The organism is Embleya sp. NPDC001921 (assembly GCF_053594475.1).
The window spans coordinates 1-15,536 of record NZ_JBSFEO010000006.1; the positions used below are offsets into that span (position 1 = coordinate 1).

The window sequence follows — 15,536 nt, forward strand, 5'->3', positions numbered from 1 at the left end:
CGCAACTCCTGCAGGCGGCGCGGGACGTGCACGGCCCAGGAGGTGTCGCGGAAGAAGCGCTTCATCTCGCCGGAGATCGTCGGGATGGCGAAGGTGGGGAACTCGTACCCGAACGCCGGGTCGAACCGGTCGATGGCCTTGATCAGGCCTATCGTGCCGACTTGGACCATCTCCTCGGTGGTCTCGCCGCGCGCCCGGAATCGTCCGGCGACGTAGCGCACGAGCGGGATGTTGAGCTCGATGAGGGTGTTGCGCACGTACTGGTACTCGTGCGTGCCCTCCTCCAGCACCTTCAGCCGATCGAAGAGCACCTTGGACATCGCCCGGGCGTCCGTCGCCGTCATCTGCGCCATGTCCTCGGCCGTGGGGGTGTCGACGGAGGGCAGGTGTCGTTCGGTGGCGGTCGTCTCGGTCGTGCTCACGGTACTCGGGCTCATCTGGGCATCCCCTTCGTTGGTCGGACGGGCGCGAGGGCTACTTGCCCGGCACCGCCCCGGGTACACCCGTTTGCAGTAGTGGGTCTTGTCACCGATCTCGGCGCCACCGCCGGAGTACCGGCGTTTCCGTTGCGTGATGCCCCTCGCTGGAAAGGGCGCGGCGTGTCGGCGGGAACGGCGGAGACCGGGGTCACCGTGTGGAGGTGCAGATTCCCTGCGGATCACAGCGGCCCCGGCCGTGGTAAAGCACCTGCCCCCGAAATCGGGATTCATCTCGGGACCACGGCTTCGTTACCCGGCGCCGTTTCGGAAAGTGGTCGAGGATGCCGAAACGGGCTGTGGTCCGACTCGTGTTTCCGAGTCGGACCACAGCCCGTTTCATCGTGTCGCCCGAGTGGCCGGCGCTGCTACCAGCGGTACCAGCGACCACGACCGCCGCCGCTGCCGACCGAGCGGAAAACGAACCCGAGCGCCCACACGATCAGGACGATCACGGCGATCCACCACAGCGCCTTCAAAGCGAAACCGGCACCGAAAAGAATCAGGGCGAGAAGCAGGACTACCAGCAGGGGAATCATTGTTTTTACCTCCGACCCGCTTGTGCCCCACCCATTCGGGCGCATGCCTGAAAAGAGGGTGGTTTACCGGGGTGTTTCCGGGACAGGATTCGGCGCCGTTTCCGCCGTTCCCGAGCGTGTTCGCTCCGAAGGCGACCACGCCCATGACATCGCGCGACGACCCGGCACGGACCGTGGTTTACAGGCCCGGAGAGTCGAGCGGGTGTGTGACCGGATCGACGGGGCAGGCGCGGTTCGAACCATTCGAGACGACGGCTCCCGCCGTGGCAATCCGCCTGCGGTGAAGGAGTTCGTCAGGAGTTGAGGAGTTCCCTGTGAGCACCGGCGACAACGTGTGGGGTCACCGCCCCGAGTCCGGCTACACCGCGGGAACGAGCCTGGCCGGCTACAAGGTCGATGCCACCGACGGTCACATCGGCAAGGTCGACAAGCACAACGACGACGTCGACGCGTCCTACCTGGTAGTCGACACCGGCGTGTGGATCTTCGGCAAGCACGTCCTGCTCCCGGCGGGCACGATCGCGAGCATCGACACCGAGAACAAGGTCGTCCACGTCTCGCGCACCAAGGAGGAGATCAAGAACTCCCCCGAGTTCGACAAGGACAAGCACCTCGACGACCACGACCACCGCGGCCGCACCGGCGACTACTACGGCAACACGACACCCGGCACTCCCGGCACCCCCGGCGCCGGCCCCGCGGGCACGCTGTAGTCCACACACAGACCTGAACGAAGGGTGGCGCTCCGCCGGCAACCTCGCCGGCGGAGCGCCACCGGCATGTGGAGCGGTATGCGAACGGCATCGGATGCCGCCGGGCCGACACGCGGCGGGTGTCGGCTCGTGGGAGGAGACGGGCTCGGGTCATGTCGGGTGTTTCGTGGGGGCGACGAAGACGTGGTGCGGCCACAGTGATCGGGGCGGAGGTTCGCGGGTTCGGGCGGTCGACCGCCCGGGCCTGGCGAGGTCCGGGGCGCGAGCGGGATCTGGTCTGGCAGTCGGCCAAGGCCGCGCTCGCGGCGGTGCCGAGTTGGGCCGTGGCGGGGTGGTGGCTGCGGGCCCCGATGGCCATCATGGCGCCCTGGGTGGCGATCGTCTCGTTCAGGCGACGGTGTACCGATCGGTGGCCCAGGCTCTCCAGGTCCTGGTGTCGATGACCTTCGGCACACTGATCGCCGCCCTCGCCTGGGTGATGTGCGGCAGCACCATCGGAGCGATGGCGGCGGTGCTGCCGATCACGATCCTGCTCGGCAACTGGCGGCGGTTCGGGGACAAGGGGATGTACAGCTCGACCAGCGCGTTGTTCGTGCTGTCCTACGGCCCGGTCACCGGCGCCACCATCGCACACCGCCTCGGGGAGGCACTCCTCGGCGCCCTGATCGGACTCGCGGTGAACTTCCTGATCCGGCCGCCGATGCATCTGCGGGACAGCCGCCGCGCCGCGCTCGACGTCGCGGACGAAGTGGCCGAGATCCTGGCCGAGTCGGCCGCCGGGCTGCGCGAACAATGGACGCGGCGGCCGCGGACGGACGGTATCGACGGGCACTGCGGGTCTCCCACCGATGGGAGGACCTGCGGGCGGCCACCGAGCACGCGCGCGCGAGCGTCCGGATGAACCCGCGCCGGCACCGCCACGGACCGGTGCCGGAGATCGAGCACGGCTTCCTGCCCACGCTGCAGGATCTGGCGGTGCGCACGATCGCGATCACCAGGACCATTCGGGACGCCGCGCGAGCGGACGGGGTGGACCTGACCCCGGACGGAAGAACAATTGGCGCCCTACGCGGCCTTCCTGGACGCGCCGGCGCGAGCGGTGCGCGAGTACGGACGGGCCGTGGCCACGATGGGTACGTCTGCGCGGTCGGGGCCGGTGACAACGGCACTGACCGGTTCCCTGCTCGCGGAGGCGGGCCGGCTGCTGAGCGACCTCGAGCCGGGCCCGGACGCCGGTCCCCATCCGGTCGGCAACCGACCCGGACCGGAAACCGAAGCGATCGGAGACACGCGTGTATCGGCGATCGCCGGGCGGGGCCGCCGGTCAGCCCGCGCCCGGAAGGCGGACCTGGAGTTCCTCGCCGATGACGCGGGTCTCGAACAGCGGTTGCGGCGCGGTCGCCGGCCCGTGCACGACCTCGCCGTCGGCAAGGGAGAACACGCTGCCGTGCCAGGGGCAGGTCACACAGCCGTCGGCGACATCGCCTTCGGACAGCGGACCCGACAGGTGCGAGCAACGATCGGCGAGCACGCTCGCCCGCGATCCGTCGCGGACGACCAGCAGCGGGGTCTCGCCGAGGAAACGGCGGGCGGGTTTTCCGTCGGGAAGAGCGGACAACAAGCCCACGGAATGCCACTCGGAGCCGTCGCCGACCACGTGCGGTACGTGTTCGGCGTGGTTGACCCCGGTTGCCTGACGGTAGGCGAGGTGCCCGCCGAGCAGCCCGCTCGTCCCGACCGCCGCCAGCCCGGCCAGGGCCAGCACCCGACCGTGCAGCCGCCGCTTGCGCAGTCGGGCCACCAGGGAGGCCGAGTACAGGCCGACCGCCACCATGTTGCACGCGGCGTGCACGAGACCCACCCGCTGCTGTTGCTCGTGCGTCTCGGCCCAATCCACCCATCCCGCGGCCGCCGCGGGCGCCGCGGCGCCGATGCCCACCGCGATCAGCACCGTGGACGCGGGCCCGGTTCGCGGGACGAGGTCGAGCATCGAGGCGGAGAGCCAGGTCCCGATCGGCACCTGCACCAGCAGCGGGTGCAGCGCGTGGCCCAAGGGCACGCCGTGCAACGTGTCCCGGACGGGGCCCTGCGGCAACCTCCCCACCACGGTACGTACCAACGCGGCGGGACGATCCAGGGCCTTGGCCTGCTCCAGGCGGCTTGCCGTAGTCGTGATCCTCATGGAAACCCGCTTCCCGAGAACCGGCTCGCCATACCCACCACGCCCGGTCGGCCCCGCCCGGTGCCCACCGGAACCTCCTTCGGGGCGTGAGACATCGGCTCGGCGGGCCGGGGTAGCCGTGCCGACATGACTGCTCTGGCACAGTTCGCATCGGCTTCGCCCAAAACCGTCGCGGGGGTGGCGATCGTGGCCGTCCTGCTGATCGCCGTACTGCTCGTCATCCCCGTGGTGAGCGGCGTGCGTCGCAGGCGTCGCCCGCCGCCGGCCCCGCCGCGGAACCTGCCCACCGCTTCGCCCCCGGCCCCCGGCGGCGAGAGCCGGGAGCCCGCGGAGATGCCCCGGGACGGTCGCCGGCGCGGACCGCACGACCTGCCCGGCTACGGCAACCTCGGTTCCCGCCCGTCGGGATCCGGTGCGCACGAGCACGACCGGGACGCCTGAGTCGCGTCGGTACCGACCACCCGACCAGGTGAACCGCACGGACCTGCCGTGATGCGCCCGTCGTGGCCCACGGCCGTACTCGCCATCGCCTCGCCGGCGGGGATGGCACCGGGAGCCGGGCGGGCGTCGCGAGGCGGCCGACCGCACGATCGGTCGGCCGGAGCCGGGCGGGTCCTGGGCTGCCCGCCTCGGCCGCCACCGGACCTTTCGGTTCGATCCGGACAGCGCGGGCAGCTCTGACTCCCGCGACCGGTTCGGATGCCTACTTCGCCGAGACCGAACAGGTCGCCTTCCCTTCCACCCCGGTCATCTGGTCCCCGGCATCGACATCACCGACGACCCGCTGCTGGCGGGCCGACTGTTCTCCCATCTCGACACGCAGATCAGCCGACTCGGCGGCCCCAACTTCGCGCAGATCCCGATCAACCGCCCGCATGCCCCCGTCAACGACATGCTCCGGGACGGCCTGCACCAGAACGCCGTGCACAGCGGCGTGGCGCCGTATCGACCGAACTCGCTCGACGGCGGCTGCCCCTTCACCGCCGGTACCGGTACCTCGGCGGATACGTCGAGGTACCGGTACCGGTACCGCTACCGCCGGCGGCCAAGGTGCGCGAGGCCCCGGCATCCTTCGCCGACCACACGAGCCAGCCCCGGCTGTTCCGGCTCAGCCTGACCCCCATCGAGCGCGAACACGTCATCGCCTCCTACACGTTCGAACTCGGCAAGTGCCACGAACAGGCGATCAAGGAACGCAATCTGCGGGTCCTGGCCGACATCGACCCGTTGCTGTGCGCGCGCGTCGCCGAGGGCCTGGGGCTGCCGACGCCCTCGCCCTCGGGCCCCCCGGCCTCGGTCGAACCGAGCCCCGCGCTGTCCCAGATAGGCGGGACGTGGCCGATCACCGGCCGCGTGATCGGCATCGTCGCCGACCCCGCAGCCGACCTGGACGCCGTTCGCGAGGTGCGACGGGCGGTGTTCGACGCGGGCATGGTGCCACTGGTCATCGCCCCCACGGGCGGCACCCTCGGGGCGGACGGCGACGCGCCCATCGCCGTCCAGCGCGCCTTCGCCACCGCCCGGTCGATCGAGTTCGACGCGATCCTGCTCGCCGGCTCACCGGCGCCGGGCAAGGACGCGTACGGGGCACGGGACGCCAAGGCGGGCAACGGCACACCGCTGTCCGCCACCGATCCGCGGATCCTGCTCATGCTCGCCGAGGCATACCGCCACGCCAAGGCCATCGGTGGCTGGGGCGACAGCGAGGACTGCCTGGTCGCGGCCGGCATCCCCACCAACGCCCCCGGAGTGGTCGTCGCCCGTGACGCGTCCGCCGTACAGGCCCGGGTCGCCGAACTCCTCGGCACCCACCGGGTCTGGGAACGCTTCCCCACCGCGGACACCGACACCATCTGAGCCCGCGCTCGCCCCTCGTCCCCTCGTCCCCGACGCGGATCGGCGCGAGGACGAGTTCGATCCCGGCGCGCGCCCCGCACCCCGGCGCGCGCCGGGATCGACCCGCGCGCGTGCGGCGGTCACGCCCGAGCGCCGTTCCGCGTCGTCACCGCGGAGCGTAAGGCGGGACGGGGAAGGTGGCGGAGCGGGTGTGGTGCCGTTCGGGGTCGTCGGGCGGCAGGCGGTCGGGGGTGGTGGGTCTGCCGTACCAGTCCAGGCAGACGACGAGGGCGTCGTCGTCGGGGACGGGGCGTCCGCGGTGGCCGGTGAGTTCGCGCAGGAGCGCGCGAGGCATCTCGGCGGGCGGCAGCAGACGGGTGGCGCTGATCGACCGGGCCAGCGCGCGTTCGCCGTAGGCCTCGCCGGCCGGCGAGGCGACCGCGTGGACGCCGTCGCTGACGAACACGAGACGGTCGCCGGGCCGGACGCGGAATTCCTGCGCCGTGTAGTCGGTCTCCTCGAACATGCCCAGGGGCAGTTGCGCGTCGAAGTCGACCGGGGTCACCGTTCCCTCGCGCAGGCGCAGCAGGCGCGGGGAGCCTGCGTCGACCACCTGGACTCGGCCGGTGGCCAGTTCGAAGTCCAGCAGCAGGACGGACAGGTAGGCGTCGCCGCGGTGCCGGGCGTAGACGGCCTGGTCGGCGAGGGCTGCCTGGTCCGCGAGAGGGATGCCGGCACGTCGGGCGTTGCGCAGGGCGTTGATCGTGAGGTTGCTGAGCAGGGCGGCGTCGATGCCCTCGCCCATGCCGTTGGTCACCGTCAGGACGAGGTGGTCGGCGTCGGCGGACCAGTCGAAGTTGTCGCCGTGCACGGCGTAGGCGGGCTCGAGCTGGGCGCCGATGGCGTATTCGTCGCGGCTGCAGGCTCGCCCGGGCAGGAGTTGCCACTGCATTTCGGCCGCCAGGGTCAGGCGGTCCTTGCGCCGGGCCCGGCGGTAGAGGTCGGTGTCGCGTTCGGCGACGGTCACCGCGTGAGCGAGCATCTCCGCGATGTCGACGAGCTCGGCGGGGATCGCCGGCGAGCAGGCGTCGGTCGGGAGGGTGACGGTGAGGACACCGAGGCGGTCGCCGCGTACGGTCACCGGGAGGTGGACGACCGTGACTTCTCCTTGTTCCTCGCGTGCGGGCTCCTGGGCGCCGAAGACTCGACCCTGAGGGCTGTTGTCGATGGAGAGGGGTTCGGCGACGGGTCCGGTGGCGGGTGGGGGCGCGGACACCGGCAGCAGGACGGTCAGGCTGTAGTCGGCCATCAGCAGCTCGACCGATCCTGCCCGGTAGTGCCGCGCCAGCACGCCGCGAATGGCGTCCGGCAGTCCCTGCGGGGGCGCGGCGCGCAGCGCGCGCTCGGCTTCCTCGTATGCATTCACAGTATGTCTTCAGCCGTTCTCTGCGGGCGCGGCAAGGAGCACCCTCGTGGCGTGTCTGTGGAACGGCCCGGACCGCCTGTCGGATCAACCGCTTTTACAACGTCTATTGTGGTGACGGCACGGCCGTCGGACCGGCGGCTGTTTCGGGCGTCAGAGTAAGGCGGTGAGCGGGGTTACCTCCTCTCGACACGACCATTCGGACGAGACGGCGCGAGTGGCGACCGCCGCGGCCGAGTTGCTCGAAATGCTGCTGGGGCGTGCGTCCACGGCCCCCGTTTCTCCGTCACAGCTCCGCGCGCTGTTCCTGCTCGAGCAGCACGAGGGCATCAACCTGCGTACGTTGGCCGACGGCTTGCGGTCGACGCCCTCCTCGACGAGTCGCCTGTGTGACCGCCTGCAGGCGGTGGGTTTCGTCGAACGCCTGCCCAGCGCCAACAGCCGTCGTGAACTGCAGTTGCGGCTGAGCGGGCGGGGCTGTGCCTTCCTGGCGGATCTGCGGGCCCGCCGTGAGCGGGAACTGGCCGTCGTCACGGCGCGCATGTCGGGCGAATCCCGGGCGATGCTGCTGAAGGGGCTCGAATCCCTGCGCGGCGCCGCCGTTCCCGTCATGGACGAGGTCGCGGACAAGACATCGCTCGCCTCGCGCGCGCGAACCGCCTGAGGCAACCGGCCACCTCGCACGGCCTGCGCGGCGTGCGCGGCCTACCCGCTCCAGCGCGCGCCGGGAGTGCCGGCCGCGCCGGGCGCACGTGTGCCGACCGGGCGCCGGCCGATGCCGCTGTCCCATGGCGACCCCCCTTTCGTCGGACGAGCGAGCGATGACGCCCGGCCGCGAGTGAGCGGCTCGAGCGACGACATCGATGTCGTTCCCTGACGTCGACGGCTGTGCCCTGTGCCCTGTCCCCCGGCGTCCCGACGCGAAGCGTATCGAATTATTGACTGATGACAAATGTTGCGAGTGGACATGCGTCACGGATGCGGTACGCGTGATCTGGCATCGAACACGTGAGCGCGCACGGCCGCTCGCGCCGAGTCGGCGACGACTCCGCCGCACAGCGCGTGGCGTGCACCCGGGAGGCGGCCGGGGCGCCGGGGGTCGCGCACCCGGCGAGCGTTGATTCGTGTTCTCGTCGACATCTGGTGCGGGAACGATCCCGCTGGCATGATCCGTGCATCTGCTGACACGTGTCAGCTAGATGCACGTCGCGGCGTTCCGAAACGCGTCCGCACCGCGATCGTGCGCTGCGCCCCGGTCGGTGATGGGCCGATGCGGTCCGGCGGCGACAGACCCCTCGAAACCAGCGGTGAGGACACATGACGGACAACAGCTTGCGCGTGCACGACGACGGGGCGGCGCTGTCCCGGCGCACCGACGGGCCGGGCGTCGCCGACGGGAAGTCCGGCAGGCGGCTGGGGCCGCTGTATCTGACCCTTCCGCTCTCGAACACCGCACTGAATCTGGTGTGGATGGGCGCGGGCTCGTATCTGATCCCCAAGCAGGTCATCGAGATCACCGGGGGTACGGACCCGGACGCGATGAAGAACGCGGTGGCGCTCGGGGCGCTCCTCGCCGCGGTCGGCAACCCGCTCTTCGGACAGCTCTCCGACCGCACCCGCTCCCGGTTCGGCCGCCGGGCCCCGTGGGTCCTGCTCTGCGGCGTGCTCGGCGCCCTCGCGCTGGTGGGCCAGGCCAACGCCCATTCCATCCTGGCCCTGGGACTGACCTGGGGCGCCGTCCAGTTCATCCTCAACGGCTACCAGGCCGGCATCACCGCGGCGATGCCGGACCGGGTGCCGCCGGCGAAGTACGGGACCTTCTCCGGCCTGATCGGCCTCGGCATGCCGATCAGCATCGTGGCGTCCGCGTACGTCATCGGCGGCGTCGACCTGTCCAGGTTCGGCGTCGACCGCGTGGTCGGCGGCTTCGACGGCACGTTCGCGGGCGCGAACGGCTACTACCTGCTGGCCGGGTGCATCGCGGTCGCCGCGCTGCTGTTCGTGCTGGTGTCGCCGGACACCTCCAGCAAGGACATGTCGATCGAGAAGTTCAACCTGAAGGCCTTCCTGGGGAGCTTTTGGCTGGATCCCAGGAAACACCCGGACTTCGCGTGGGCGTTCCTGTCCCGGTTCGGCGTGATGGCCGGCTTCTTCATCTCCCTCACGTACAGCTACTTCATCCTGATCGACTTCGTCGGGGTGCCCGAGGACGACGTCGACCCGGTCATGGGCTACCTGATGGTGGTCAGCGCCGTCGCGACCATCGCGGCCTCCGTGGTGATCGGGAGGATCGCCGACCGCCTCAACGCGGTCAAGCCGTTCGTGATCGCGTCGGGCGTCGTCTCGGGCATCTCGCTGATGATCCCGCTGTGGTGGCCGACGGTGGGCGGCCTCGCGGCCTTCAACATCGTCAACGGCTTCGCGTTCGGCATGTACATGGCCGTCGACATGGCCCTGATCACCCAGGTGCTGCCGGACGGCCGGGACGCCGGCAAGGACATGGGCCTGATCAACATCGCCAACGCCGCGCCCCAGGTGGCCGCACCGTTCGTCGCGTCGTGGATCGTCGACGCGGGCGGGTACGAGGCCATCTTCCCGGTCTCGGCCGGGATCGGCGTCGTGGGGGCCCTGTTCGCCTTCAAGATCAAGGGAGTGCGCTGACACACGGCAGGGCCGACCCGGCGGGAGCTCAGGGAACGGGACGGCCGGGACGGCTCCGGCTCCGGCCGCGCGTTGCCACGGTCGGCCCGCGCCCGGCCGGAGTCCGCGGACCTCGACGCGGGCGCGGGAGTGGCTCGCTGTGCCCCGTGGGGGGACGCCCGGTCCCGGGCGTCCCCCCACGGGTGGTTCAGCCGAGGTCGGCTTCCGTCTCCCCGGTGGTCGTGGTGCGGTGGAAGTGGAACGGGCAGTGCGTTCCGCCCAGTCCGATCGTGGTGACGCGTTCGAAGCGGAAGCCGTGCCGGTCCGGATCGATCGCCTCGATCCAGGCACTGTCGAACGCGCACATGGCGGGCGTCAGTTCCGGGGCGGAGTTGGCGACCAGTACGTCGTGGTAGAAGCAGCGGTGCACGTCGAGGAGGTAGCTCCGATCGTCGTCCGCAGGTCGGTCGAAGGTGAACGTGGCGCCGAAGGATTGCTCCTCGCGGGTCTTCGACAGCGCGACCATGGCCGTGAACGGGTCGGGTGCGGCGTCGAGCATCGCGAGTGTCCCCACCCGGAACGTCTCGTGGAACGGCTCGACGAACGCGGCTCGAACAGCGGCGAGGGCGTCCTCGCGGCCCAGATACGGCAGCAGCGTGCGGTACGCGGCGACCAGCACCAGGGTCAGCCGCAGATTGTGCCGGGACGGCTCGTCGTCGATCAGGTGCGCGTTGGCGGCCTCGAGGTCGTCGTGCAACACGCGGATCGCGCCGGGCAGTTCGTCTGAGAGCGACCGCTCTCGAATGGTTCCGGCGAGGTGGTCGTGGAACGCGTCGAGGAGAGCTGCGGTATCGCGATCGGGATCGGGGACGTAGCCGCCCTCGTCGATCTCGATGTCGGAATGGTGGTCGGTGGCCATGACGGTCCTTCCGAGACGGGCTCGGTTCCGACACACGGCGCGGCGCCACCGGGGCAGGGCCGGCCGCGCTCGCAACCGGGCGAGCACGGCAGCGCGCTCCACCGACCGACCAGGCGCTGACGAACTTGGGTGAGTATCACTCTTGCCCGCCCAGTCTGGCAGATGGACGGCCGGCCTGTCCCGCCCCGACGACGATCCCACCGCCGACAGTCCGTCTCTCACAGTCGTCGGGGCCCGACACCATCCCCGGCGAGCGCGTCGCCGGGGTTCAGCAGAGCGCATGCCTTCATCGAGAGACATCCGCAGCCGATACACCCGGTGAGTTCGGCCTCGAGTCGCTCGATGGTCTGCCGACGCTCCTCCAGCCGACGCCTCCAGCCGCGCGAGGCGCGCTGCCACTCGCGATGACTGGGCGGACGGTCGAGCGGCACGTCGGCGAACGCCTCTCGGAGGTCGAGCAACGGGATGCCGATGCGTTTCGCCACCGAGATCAACGCGACTCGGCGAAGCATGTGCCGCGGATAACGGCGTTGGTTGCGCTCGTCGCGTTCGGACGCGATCAGACCGAACTCCTCGTAGAACCGCAGAGCGGAGACGGCCGCGCCGGTCCGGGCGCTCACCTCGCCGATGCTCAGCCAATCGTCCGGGCCTGCTCGAACCTCACCGGAACGGTAACTCGTCATGCGGAGCCTCCTCTTGACCTCGACATCACTTGAGGTCATACGGTCGGCCGCAGGCCCAACGGTCGGCCACGTCGGAACGACAGGCAGGAACGACCCCGGAGAGGACGGCAGTTCGATGACGTTTGTGATCGCATCGCCCTGTGTGGACGTCAAGGACAAGGCATGCGTCGAATCGTGCCCCGTCGACTGCATCCACGAGGGAGAGCGCATGCTCTACATCCAGCCGGACGAGTGCATCGACTGCGGCGCCTGCGAGCCGGTGTGCCCTGTCGAAGCGATCTTCTTCGAAGACGACACCCCGCAGGAATGGAACCACTTCAACGCGATGAACGCCGAGTTCTTCGAAGACCTCGGCGCCCCCGGCGGCAGTTCGAAGCTCGGTCCGATCGGACGGGACCATCCGATCGTGGCGCAACTGCCGTCCCAGGGTGCCGTCGCCTCACCCTTTGCGCTCCCGCCCAAGCGCTGACGACCCGGGGGCCGTGCACACCGCGCCATTCGGTGCGGGCCGTCACCGGGCTCGCCGATCGCGTGGGCGGAACCGGGGACCGGGACCGGCGGCAACATGCCGTCGTCACGAGTCGAGTACGCCGTCGAGGAGCGACCGGGCGCGGCGGGCGCGGCGGCAGGTGTGCGGCTCGTCGTGGGCCACGGGCGGCATGCCCACGACGGGCTTCCCGGACGAGGCTCGTCGTCGGCTGTGCCGATACGCCGAAGGAGGACGACCTGCCGACCCGTCTCGCCCCCGCGGCAGCGGTGCCGGTCCGGCCCTTCGGCCGCGCGTCACTTCGAGATGCGGGCTGCGATGCCGTCGAGCAGGAAGTCGAGGCCGATCCGGAAGGTCCGGTCGGCGTCCAGATGGACGGCATCGTGAACCACCGTCGCCAGCGCCGGGAATCGGCCGGTGGCGAAGGTCCGCACCAGATAGGGACCGAGAGAGGCCTGCCACCGCCTCTCGTCCATCCCGGTGACCCGCTCGGCACGCCGCTCGGCGATCTCCCGACGCACCGCACCGATCACGTACGCGTCGACCGCGGTCACCACCGGCATCACGTCGTCCACGTCGATGCCGTCCAACGCGGCCACCACGGCCTCCCCTCTGGCCAGCGCGTGCGGCCCGAGTTGCGGTCGCCCACCGAGCAGGTCGGCGAGCCATTCGTGCTCGTGGACGGCCTGCCGGGTGGTTTCGGCGAGCGAGCGCAGCACCTCTCGCCAGCCGTCTCCGACCGGCCGGATCTCGGCGTGGATCGCGTCGACCATCAGGTCGAGCAACTCCTCCTTGCTCACGATGTAGCCGTACAGCCGCATCGGGCCGACGTCCAGCGCGGTGGCGACCTTGCGCAGCGACACCGCGTCCAGGCCGTCCGCGTCGGCCAGTCGGATCGCCGTTCGCACGATCCGCTCCCGGCTCAGCGGGGCCGGCACGGGTCGATTCGGTGGCTCCGGCCTCTCCCACACCAACATGCCGCCAACATTACATCGCATCAGGCGATACAGTGTATCGACCAGTACGGCGTATCGAAGGAGGCGCAATCTCATGACCACGACCACGACCACGACCATCGCCATCGTCGGAGCCGGTCTCGGCGGCCTGGCTCTCGCCCGTGTGCTGCATGTGAAGGGCATCGACGCCGTCGTGTACGAACGCGAACCCTCGCGCGACGCGCGCGGCCAGGGCGGCATGCTCGACATACATTCCGGACAGCGGGCGCTGCGCGAGGCCGGCCTGATCGACCGATTCCACGCGATCGCCCGTGGTGAGGGCCAGGACATGCGTCTCCTCCAGCCGGACGGCACCCTGCTGCTGCAGGAGGACACGCCCGACGACGCCCCGTTCGAGCGGCCCGAGGTGGACCGTGCCGACCTGCGCAACCTGCTGCTGGACTCTCTCCCCGAGCACGCGGTGCGCTGGGGGCACGCGTTCGAACGCGCCGATATCGGCCGGCTGCACTTCACCGACGGCAGCAGCGCGACCTGCGACCTGCTGGTCGGCGCGGACGGCGCCAACTCCCGGGTCCGCGCGCTGCTCACCGACGCTCGCCCGGCGCATATCGGCCAGAACATCGTCGAGCTCGGCATTCCCGACATCGACCGCACGTACCCCGACCTCGCGGAGATGGTCGGGCGCGGCAACTACTGGGTGCTCGGCAACGGGCTGTCGCTGGCGGCGCAGCGCAACGGTGACGGCCGCGTTCGCATCGGCCTCAGCTTCTACGACACCGCCGAGGATTGGTTCGCGACCAGCGGGATCCCGTTCGACGACCCGGCCGCCGCCCGGGCGCGGCTGATCGACCTGCTCTCCGGCTGGGACGCGCGGTTCACCGCGCTGATCGCGGCCTGCGACGACACGGTCGTGCCGCGGTCGATCACCACTCTCCCGGTCGGCCTGACCTGGCCGTCGACGCCGGGCGTCACGCTGATCGGCGATGCCGCGCACCTGATGCCACCGGTGGGAGAGGGTGCCAACATGGCGCTGCTCGACGGCGCCCTGCTCGGTCTCGCGCTGGCCGCGCACCCGGACGACGTTCCGGCCGCCGTCGAGGAATACGAACGCGAGATGTTCGAACGCACCAGCGCCGCCGCCCGGATGTCCGCGGACATGCAGGAACTGCTGACGTCGCCGAACGCCGCCCAGAAGTTGCTCGCCTTCTTCCAACCAGGCTGAAGGCCACCGCATACGACCGGGAAGCGGCCACCCGGCCGGGTCGGGTCACCTGCGGTCCGCATCGGCGCGTCGACGCGAGGGCGCGTCGGCGCGTGGACAACGGCGGCGTTCGGCGCCCTCGCGGTTGCGCCGATCGGCGCGTGCCGTCGATCTCTCGCCGCCTGCTGCCACAGCGAGAAGCCGGACGTCGTCGCGCACGCAGGAGCGGTGACGCCCTTGCCGGTGCCGCCCTTACCCGAGCGCCCGCTCGTGGGCCTGGGCGGCGGAGACGAGCCCGGTGAGGGAGGTCCGGGCTTCCGACAGCGCGGAGATCCGGTCGTTCAGCCCCTGGAGGTGTTCCCGAAGGGTCTCCAGCTTGCATGCGGCGACCGTGCCGTCCTGGCGAACGCACGGCAGCAGGTCGCGGATGACCCGGGTCGGCAGGCCGGCGTCCAGGAGCGAGCGAATGCGGCGGACCACGGCGGGGGCGCTGTCGTCGTAGCGGCGGTGGCCGCTGTCGAGGCGGTGGGACTCCAGGAGTCCCTGCTCCTCGTAGTAGCGCAGCAGTCGAACGGAAGTATCGGTCGCGGCGGCGAGCTCGCCGATCTTCATGTGGTGCTCCTCACAACCCCTTGAACCTCACATCGATGAGAGATCCTAGTGTCACGGCCATGACGAACACGGATCAGCCCATCTCCCTCTACGGATTCCTTCGCCCCAGGCCGGAGCGCAGGGACGAAGTCCGGCGCGTCCTCTCCTCGTTCGTGGCCCCCACCCGGCAGGAGCCCGGCAACCTGCAGTACCACCTCCACGAGCACGAGGACGGCCGCTTCTTCCTGTACGAGGTCTGGCGCTCCCAGGAGGATCTGGACCGGCACAACGCGACGCCCCCGCTGCGCGCCTTCCTGGAAAACCTGTCGACCTTCCTGGAGGAGGCCCCGGACGGCTACTTCGACACCATGCTCAGCCCGTACCCCGAGACCGAACCGGTTCCCGCGTAGGACTCGTAAGGCACCGCTGGGGGGAGGGCCCGCGCCCGACCGCCTCGGCCGGTCAGGCCGCCCGGTTCGGGCTGCCGACGGGGAACATGTCGCCGAAGCGGTGGGCGAGGGCGTCGGCCAGACGGGTCCTGGCCTCGGTCAGGCGGGCGATGCGGGCGTCCAGCTCCGCCAGGCGGCGGACGGCGACCTCGGCGACCGGGCAGTCGCCCGCACGGACTCGGGGGCCCGGGCCCGGGGGCTCGCCGTGGAGCGGGAAGACCATGTCGAGCACGTCGAGGAAGTCCTTCAGGTCGCCGATGGTCAGACCGGCTTCGAGAAGTCGGCGTACGGCGAGCAACCGGTGCACGTCCTGGGCTTCGTACTCGCGGTGGCCGGACGCCGAACGCCCGGCCCGGAGCAGGCCCTCCTGCTCGTAGTAGCGCAGGGCCCGAGGGGTCAGGCCGGCGGCTGCCGCCGCATCGCCGATACGCACGCGTGATC

General features: G+C 70.6%; 17 protein-coding genes and 1 pseudogene. 9 read left to right on the forward strand and 9 right to left on the reverse strand.

Annotated elements, in window-relative coordinates; genetic code table 11:
* Nucleotides 1-353: sigma-70 family RNA polymerase sigma factor (locus ACWCPW_RS08630; protein WP_449761102.1), on the reverse strand; the 353-nt coding region annotated here is incomplete at its 3' end.
* Between the two features lie 491 nt (nucleotides 354-844).
* Nucleotides 845-1,015, reverse strand: a complete 171-nt coding sequence (locus ACWCPW_RS08635; RefSeq protein ID WP_449760819.1) for a DUF5670 family protein — start codon at nucleotides 1,013-1,015, stop codon at nucleotides 845-847.
* Nucleotides 1,016-1,329: 314 nt separating this feature from the next.
* Between ACWCPW_RS08635 and ACWCPW_RS08640 the strand changes: the two genes are divergently transcribed.
* Together ACWCPW_RS08640 and ACWCPW_RS08645 are read left to right on the forward strand one after the other, a co-directional pair.
* Nucleotides 1,330-1,728 carry a PRC-barrel domain containing protein gene (locus ACWCPW_RS08640; RefSeq protein WP_449760820.1) on the forward strand — a complete coding sequence of 133 codons (399 nt, stop codon included), beginning with the start codon at nucleotides 1,330-1,332 and terminating at the stop codon, nucleotides 1,726-1,728.
* A gap of 94 nt (nucleotides 1,729-1,822) precedes the next feature.
* The gene (locus tag ACWCPW_RS08645) at nucleotides 1,823-2,629 is read left to right on the forward strand and encodes an FUSC family protein (RefSeq protein WP_449760821.1); all 807 of its coding nucleotides are present in this window, start codon (nucleotides 1,823-1,825) and stop codon (nucleotides 2,627-2,629) included.
* Between the two features lie 423 nt (nucleotides 2,630-3,052).
* On the opposite strand, the gene ACWCPW_RS08650 is transcribed toward ACWCPW_RS08645, so the two are convergent.
* Nucleotides 3,053-3,910 carry a Rieske 2Fe-2S domain-containing protein gene (locus ACWCPW_RS08650; protein ID WP_449760822.1) on the reverse strand — a complete coding sequence of 286 codons (858 nt, stop codon included), beginning with the start codon at nucleotides 3,908-3,910 and terminating at the stop codon, nucleotides 3,053-3,055.
* A 126-nt stretch (nucleotides 3,911-4,036) separates the two neighbouring features.
* Between ACWCPW_RS08650 and ACWCPW_RS08655 the strand changes: the two genes are divergently transcribed.
* Both ACWCPW_RS08655 and ACWCPW_RS08660 read left to right on the forward strand, forming a co-directional pair.
* On the forward strand, nucleotides 4,037-4,351 hold the full coding sequence (locus tag ACWCPW_RS08655; RefSeq protein ID WP_449760823.1) for a DUF6479 family protein: 315 nt from the start codon (nucleotides 4,037-4,039) through the stop codon (nucleotides 4,349-4,351).
* Nucleotides 4,352-4,614: 263 nt separating this feature from the next.
* Nucleotides 4,615-5,767, forward strand: a pseudogene (locus tag ACWCPW_RS08660) (catalase); the annotation flags it as partial.
* Between the two features lie 145 nt (nucleotides 5,768-5,912).
* Here the strand turns inward: ACWCPW_RS08660 and ACWCPW_RS08665 are convergent.
* On the reverse strand, nucleotides 5,913-7,172 hold the full coding sequence (locus ACWCPW_RS08665; RefSeq protein ID WP_449760824.1) for a PP2C family protein-serine/threonine phosphatase: 1,260 nt from the start codon (nucleotides 7,170-7,172) through the stop codon (nucleotides 5,913-5,915).
* A gap of 214 nt (nucleotides 7,173-7,386) precedes the next feature.
* Here ACWCPW_RS08665 and ACWCPW_RS08670 point away from each other — a divergent pair, with 214 nt between their 5' ends.
* Complete coding sequence (locus ACWCPW_RS08670) at nucleotides 7,387-7,833, forward strand: MarR family transcriptional regulator (RefSeq protein WP_449760825.1); 447 nt, start codon at nucleotides 7,387-7,389, stop codon at nucleotides 7,831-7,833.
* Between the two features lie 653 nt (nucleotides 7,834-8,486).
* Nucleotides 8,487-9,830, forward strand: coding sequence for an MFS transporter (locus ACWCPW_RS08675; RefSeq protein ID WP_449760826.1), 1,344 nt, complete (start codon nucleotides 8,487-8,489; stop codon nucleotides 9,828-9,830).
* A 187-nt stretch (nucleotides 9,831-10,017) separates the two neighbouring features.
* On the opposite strand, the gene ACWCPW_RS08680 is transcribed toward ACWCPW_RS08675, so the two are convergent.
* Both ACWCPW_RS08680 and soxR read right to left on the reverse strand, forming a co-directional pair.
* Complete coding sequence (locus tag ACWCPW_RS08680) at nucleotides 10,018-10,728, reverse strand: L-2-amino-thiazoline-4-carboxylic acid hydrolase (RefSeq protein ID WP_449760827.1); 711 nt, start codon at nucleotides 10,726-10,728, stop codon at nucleotides 10,018-10,020.
* Nucleotides 10,729-10,946: 218 nt separating this feature from the next.
* Nucleotides 10,947-11,411, reverse strand: a complete 465-nt coding sequence (soxR, locus tag ACWCPW_RS08685; RefSeq protein WP_449760828.1) for a redox-sensitive transcriptional activator SoxR — start codon at nucleotides 11,409-11,411, stop codon at nucleotides 10,947-10,949.
* Between the two features lie 115 nt (nucleotides 11,412-11,526).
* Here soxR and fdxA point away from each other — a divergent pair, with 115 nt between their 5' ends.
* The gene (fdxA, locus tag ACWCPW_RS08690; RefSeq protein ID WP_449761103.1) at nucleotides 11,527-11,880 is read left to right on the forward strand and encodes a ferredoxin; all 354 of its coding nucleotides are present in this window, start codon (nucleotides 11,527-11,529) and stop codon (nucleotides 11,878-11,880) included.
* A gap of 314 nt (nucleotides 11,881-12,194) precedes the next feature.
* On the opposite strand, the gene ACWCPW_RS08695 is transcribed toward fdxA, so the two are convergent.
* Entirely contained in the window at nucleotides 12,195-12,875 is a 681-nt protein-coding gene (locus ACWCPW_RS08695; protein ID WP_449760829.1) for a TetR/AcrR family transcriptional regulator, read from the reverse strand.
* A gap of 73 nt (nucleotides 12,876-12,948) precedes the next feature.
* Here ACWCPW_RS08695 and ACWCPW_RS08700 point away from each other — a divergent pair, with 73 nt between their 5' ends.
* Complete coding sequence (locus ACWCPW_RS08700; RefSeq protein WP_449760830.1) at nucleotides 12,949-14,076, forward strand: FAD-dependent oxidoreductase; 1,128 nt, start codon at nucleotides 12,949-12,951, stop codon at nucleotides 14,074-14,076.
* Between the two features lie 231 nt (nucleotides 14,077-14,307).
* On the opposite strand, the gene ACWCPW_RS08705 is transcribed toward ACWCPW_RS08700, so the two are convergent.
* Nucleotides 14,308-14,667 carry a MerR family transcriptional regulator gene (locus ACWCPW_RS08705; RefSeq protein WP_449760831.1) on the reverse strand — a complete coding sequence of 120 codons (360 nt, stop codon included), beginning with the start codon at nucleotides 14,665-14,667 and terminating at the stop codon, nucleotides 14,308-14,310.
* Nucleotides 14,668-14,726: 59 nt separating this feature from the next.
* Here ACWCPW_RS08705 and ACWCPW_RS08710 point away from each other — a divergent pair, with 59 nt between their 5' ends.
* On the forward strand, nucleotides 14,727-15,056 hold the full coding sequence (locus ACWCPW_RS08710) for a putative quinol monooxygenase (RefSeq protein ID WP_449760832.1): 330 nt from the start codon (nucleotides 14,727-14,729) through the stop codon (nucleotides 15,054-15,056).
* Between the two features lie 52 nt (nucleotides 15,057-15,108).
* Here ACWCPW_RS08710 and ACWCPW_RS08715 read toward each other — a convergent pair whose 3' ends face one another.
* Nucleotides 15,109-15,528, reverse strand: a complete 420-nt coding sequence (locus tag ACWCPW_RS08715) for a MerR family transcriptional regulator (RefSeq protein WP_449760833.1) — start codon at nucleotides 15,526-15,528, stop codon at nucleotides 15,109-15,111.
* Between the last annotated feature and the right edge of the window lie 8 nt (nucleotides 15,529-15,536).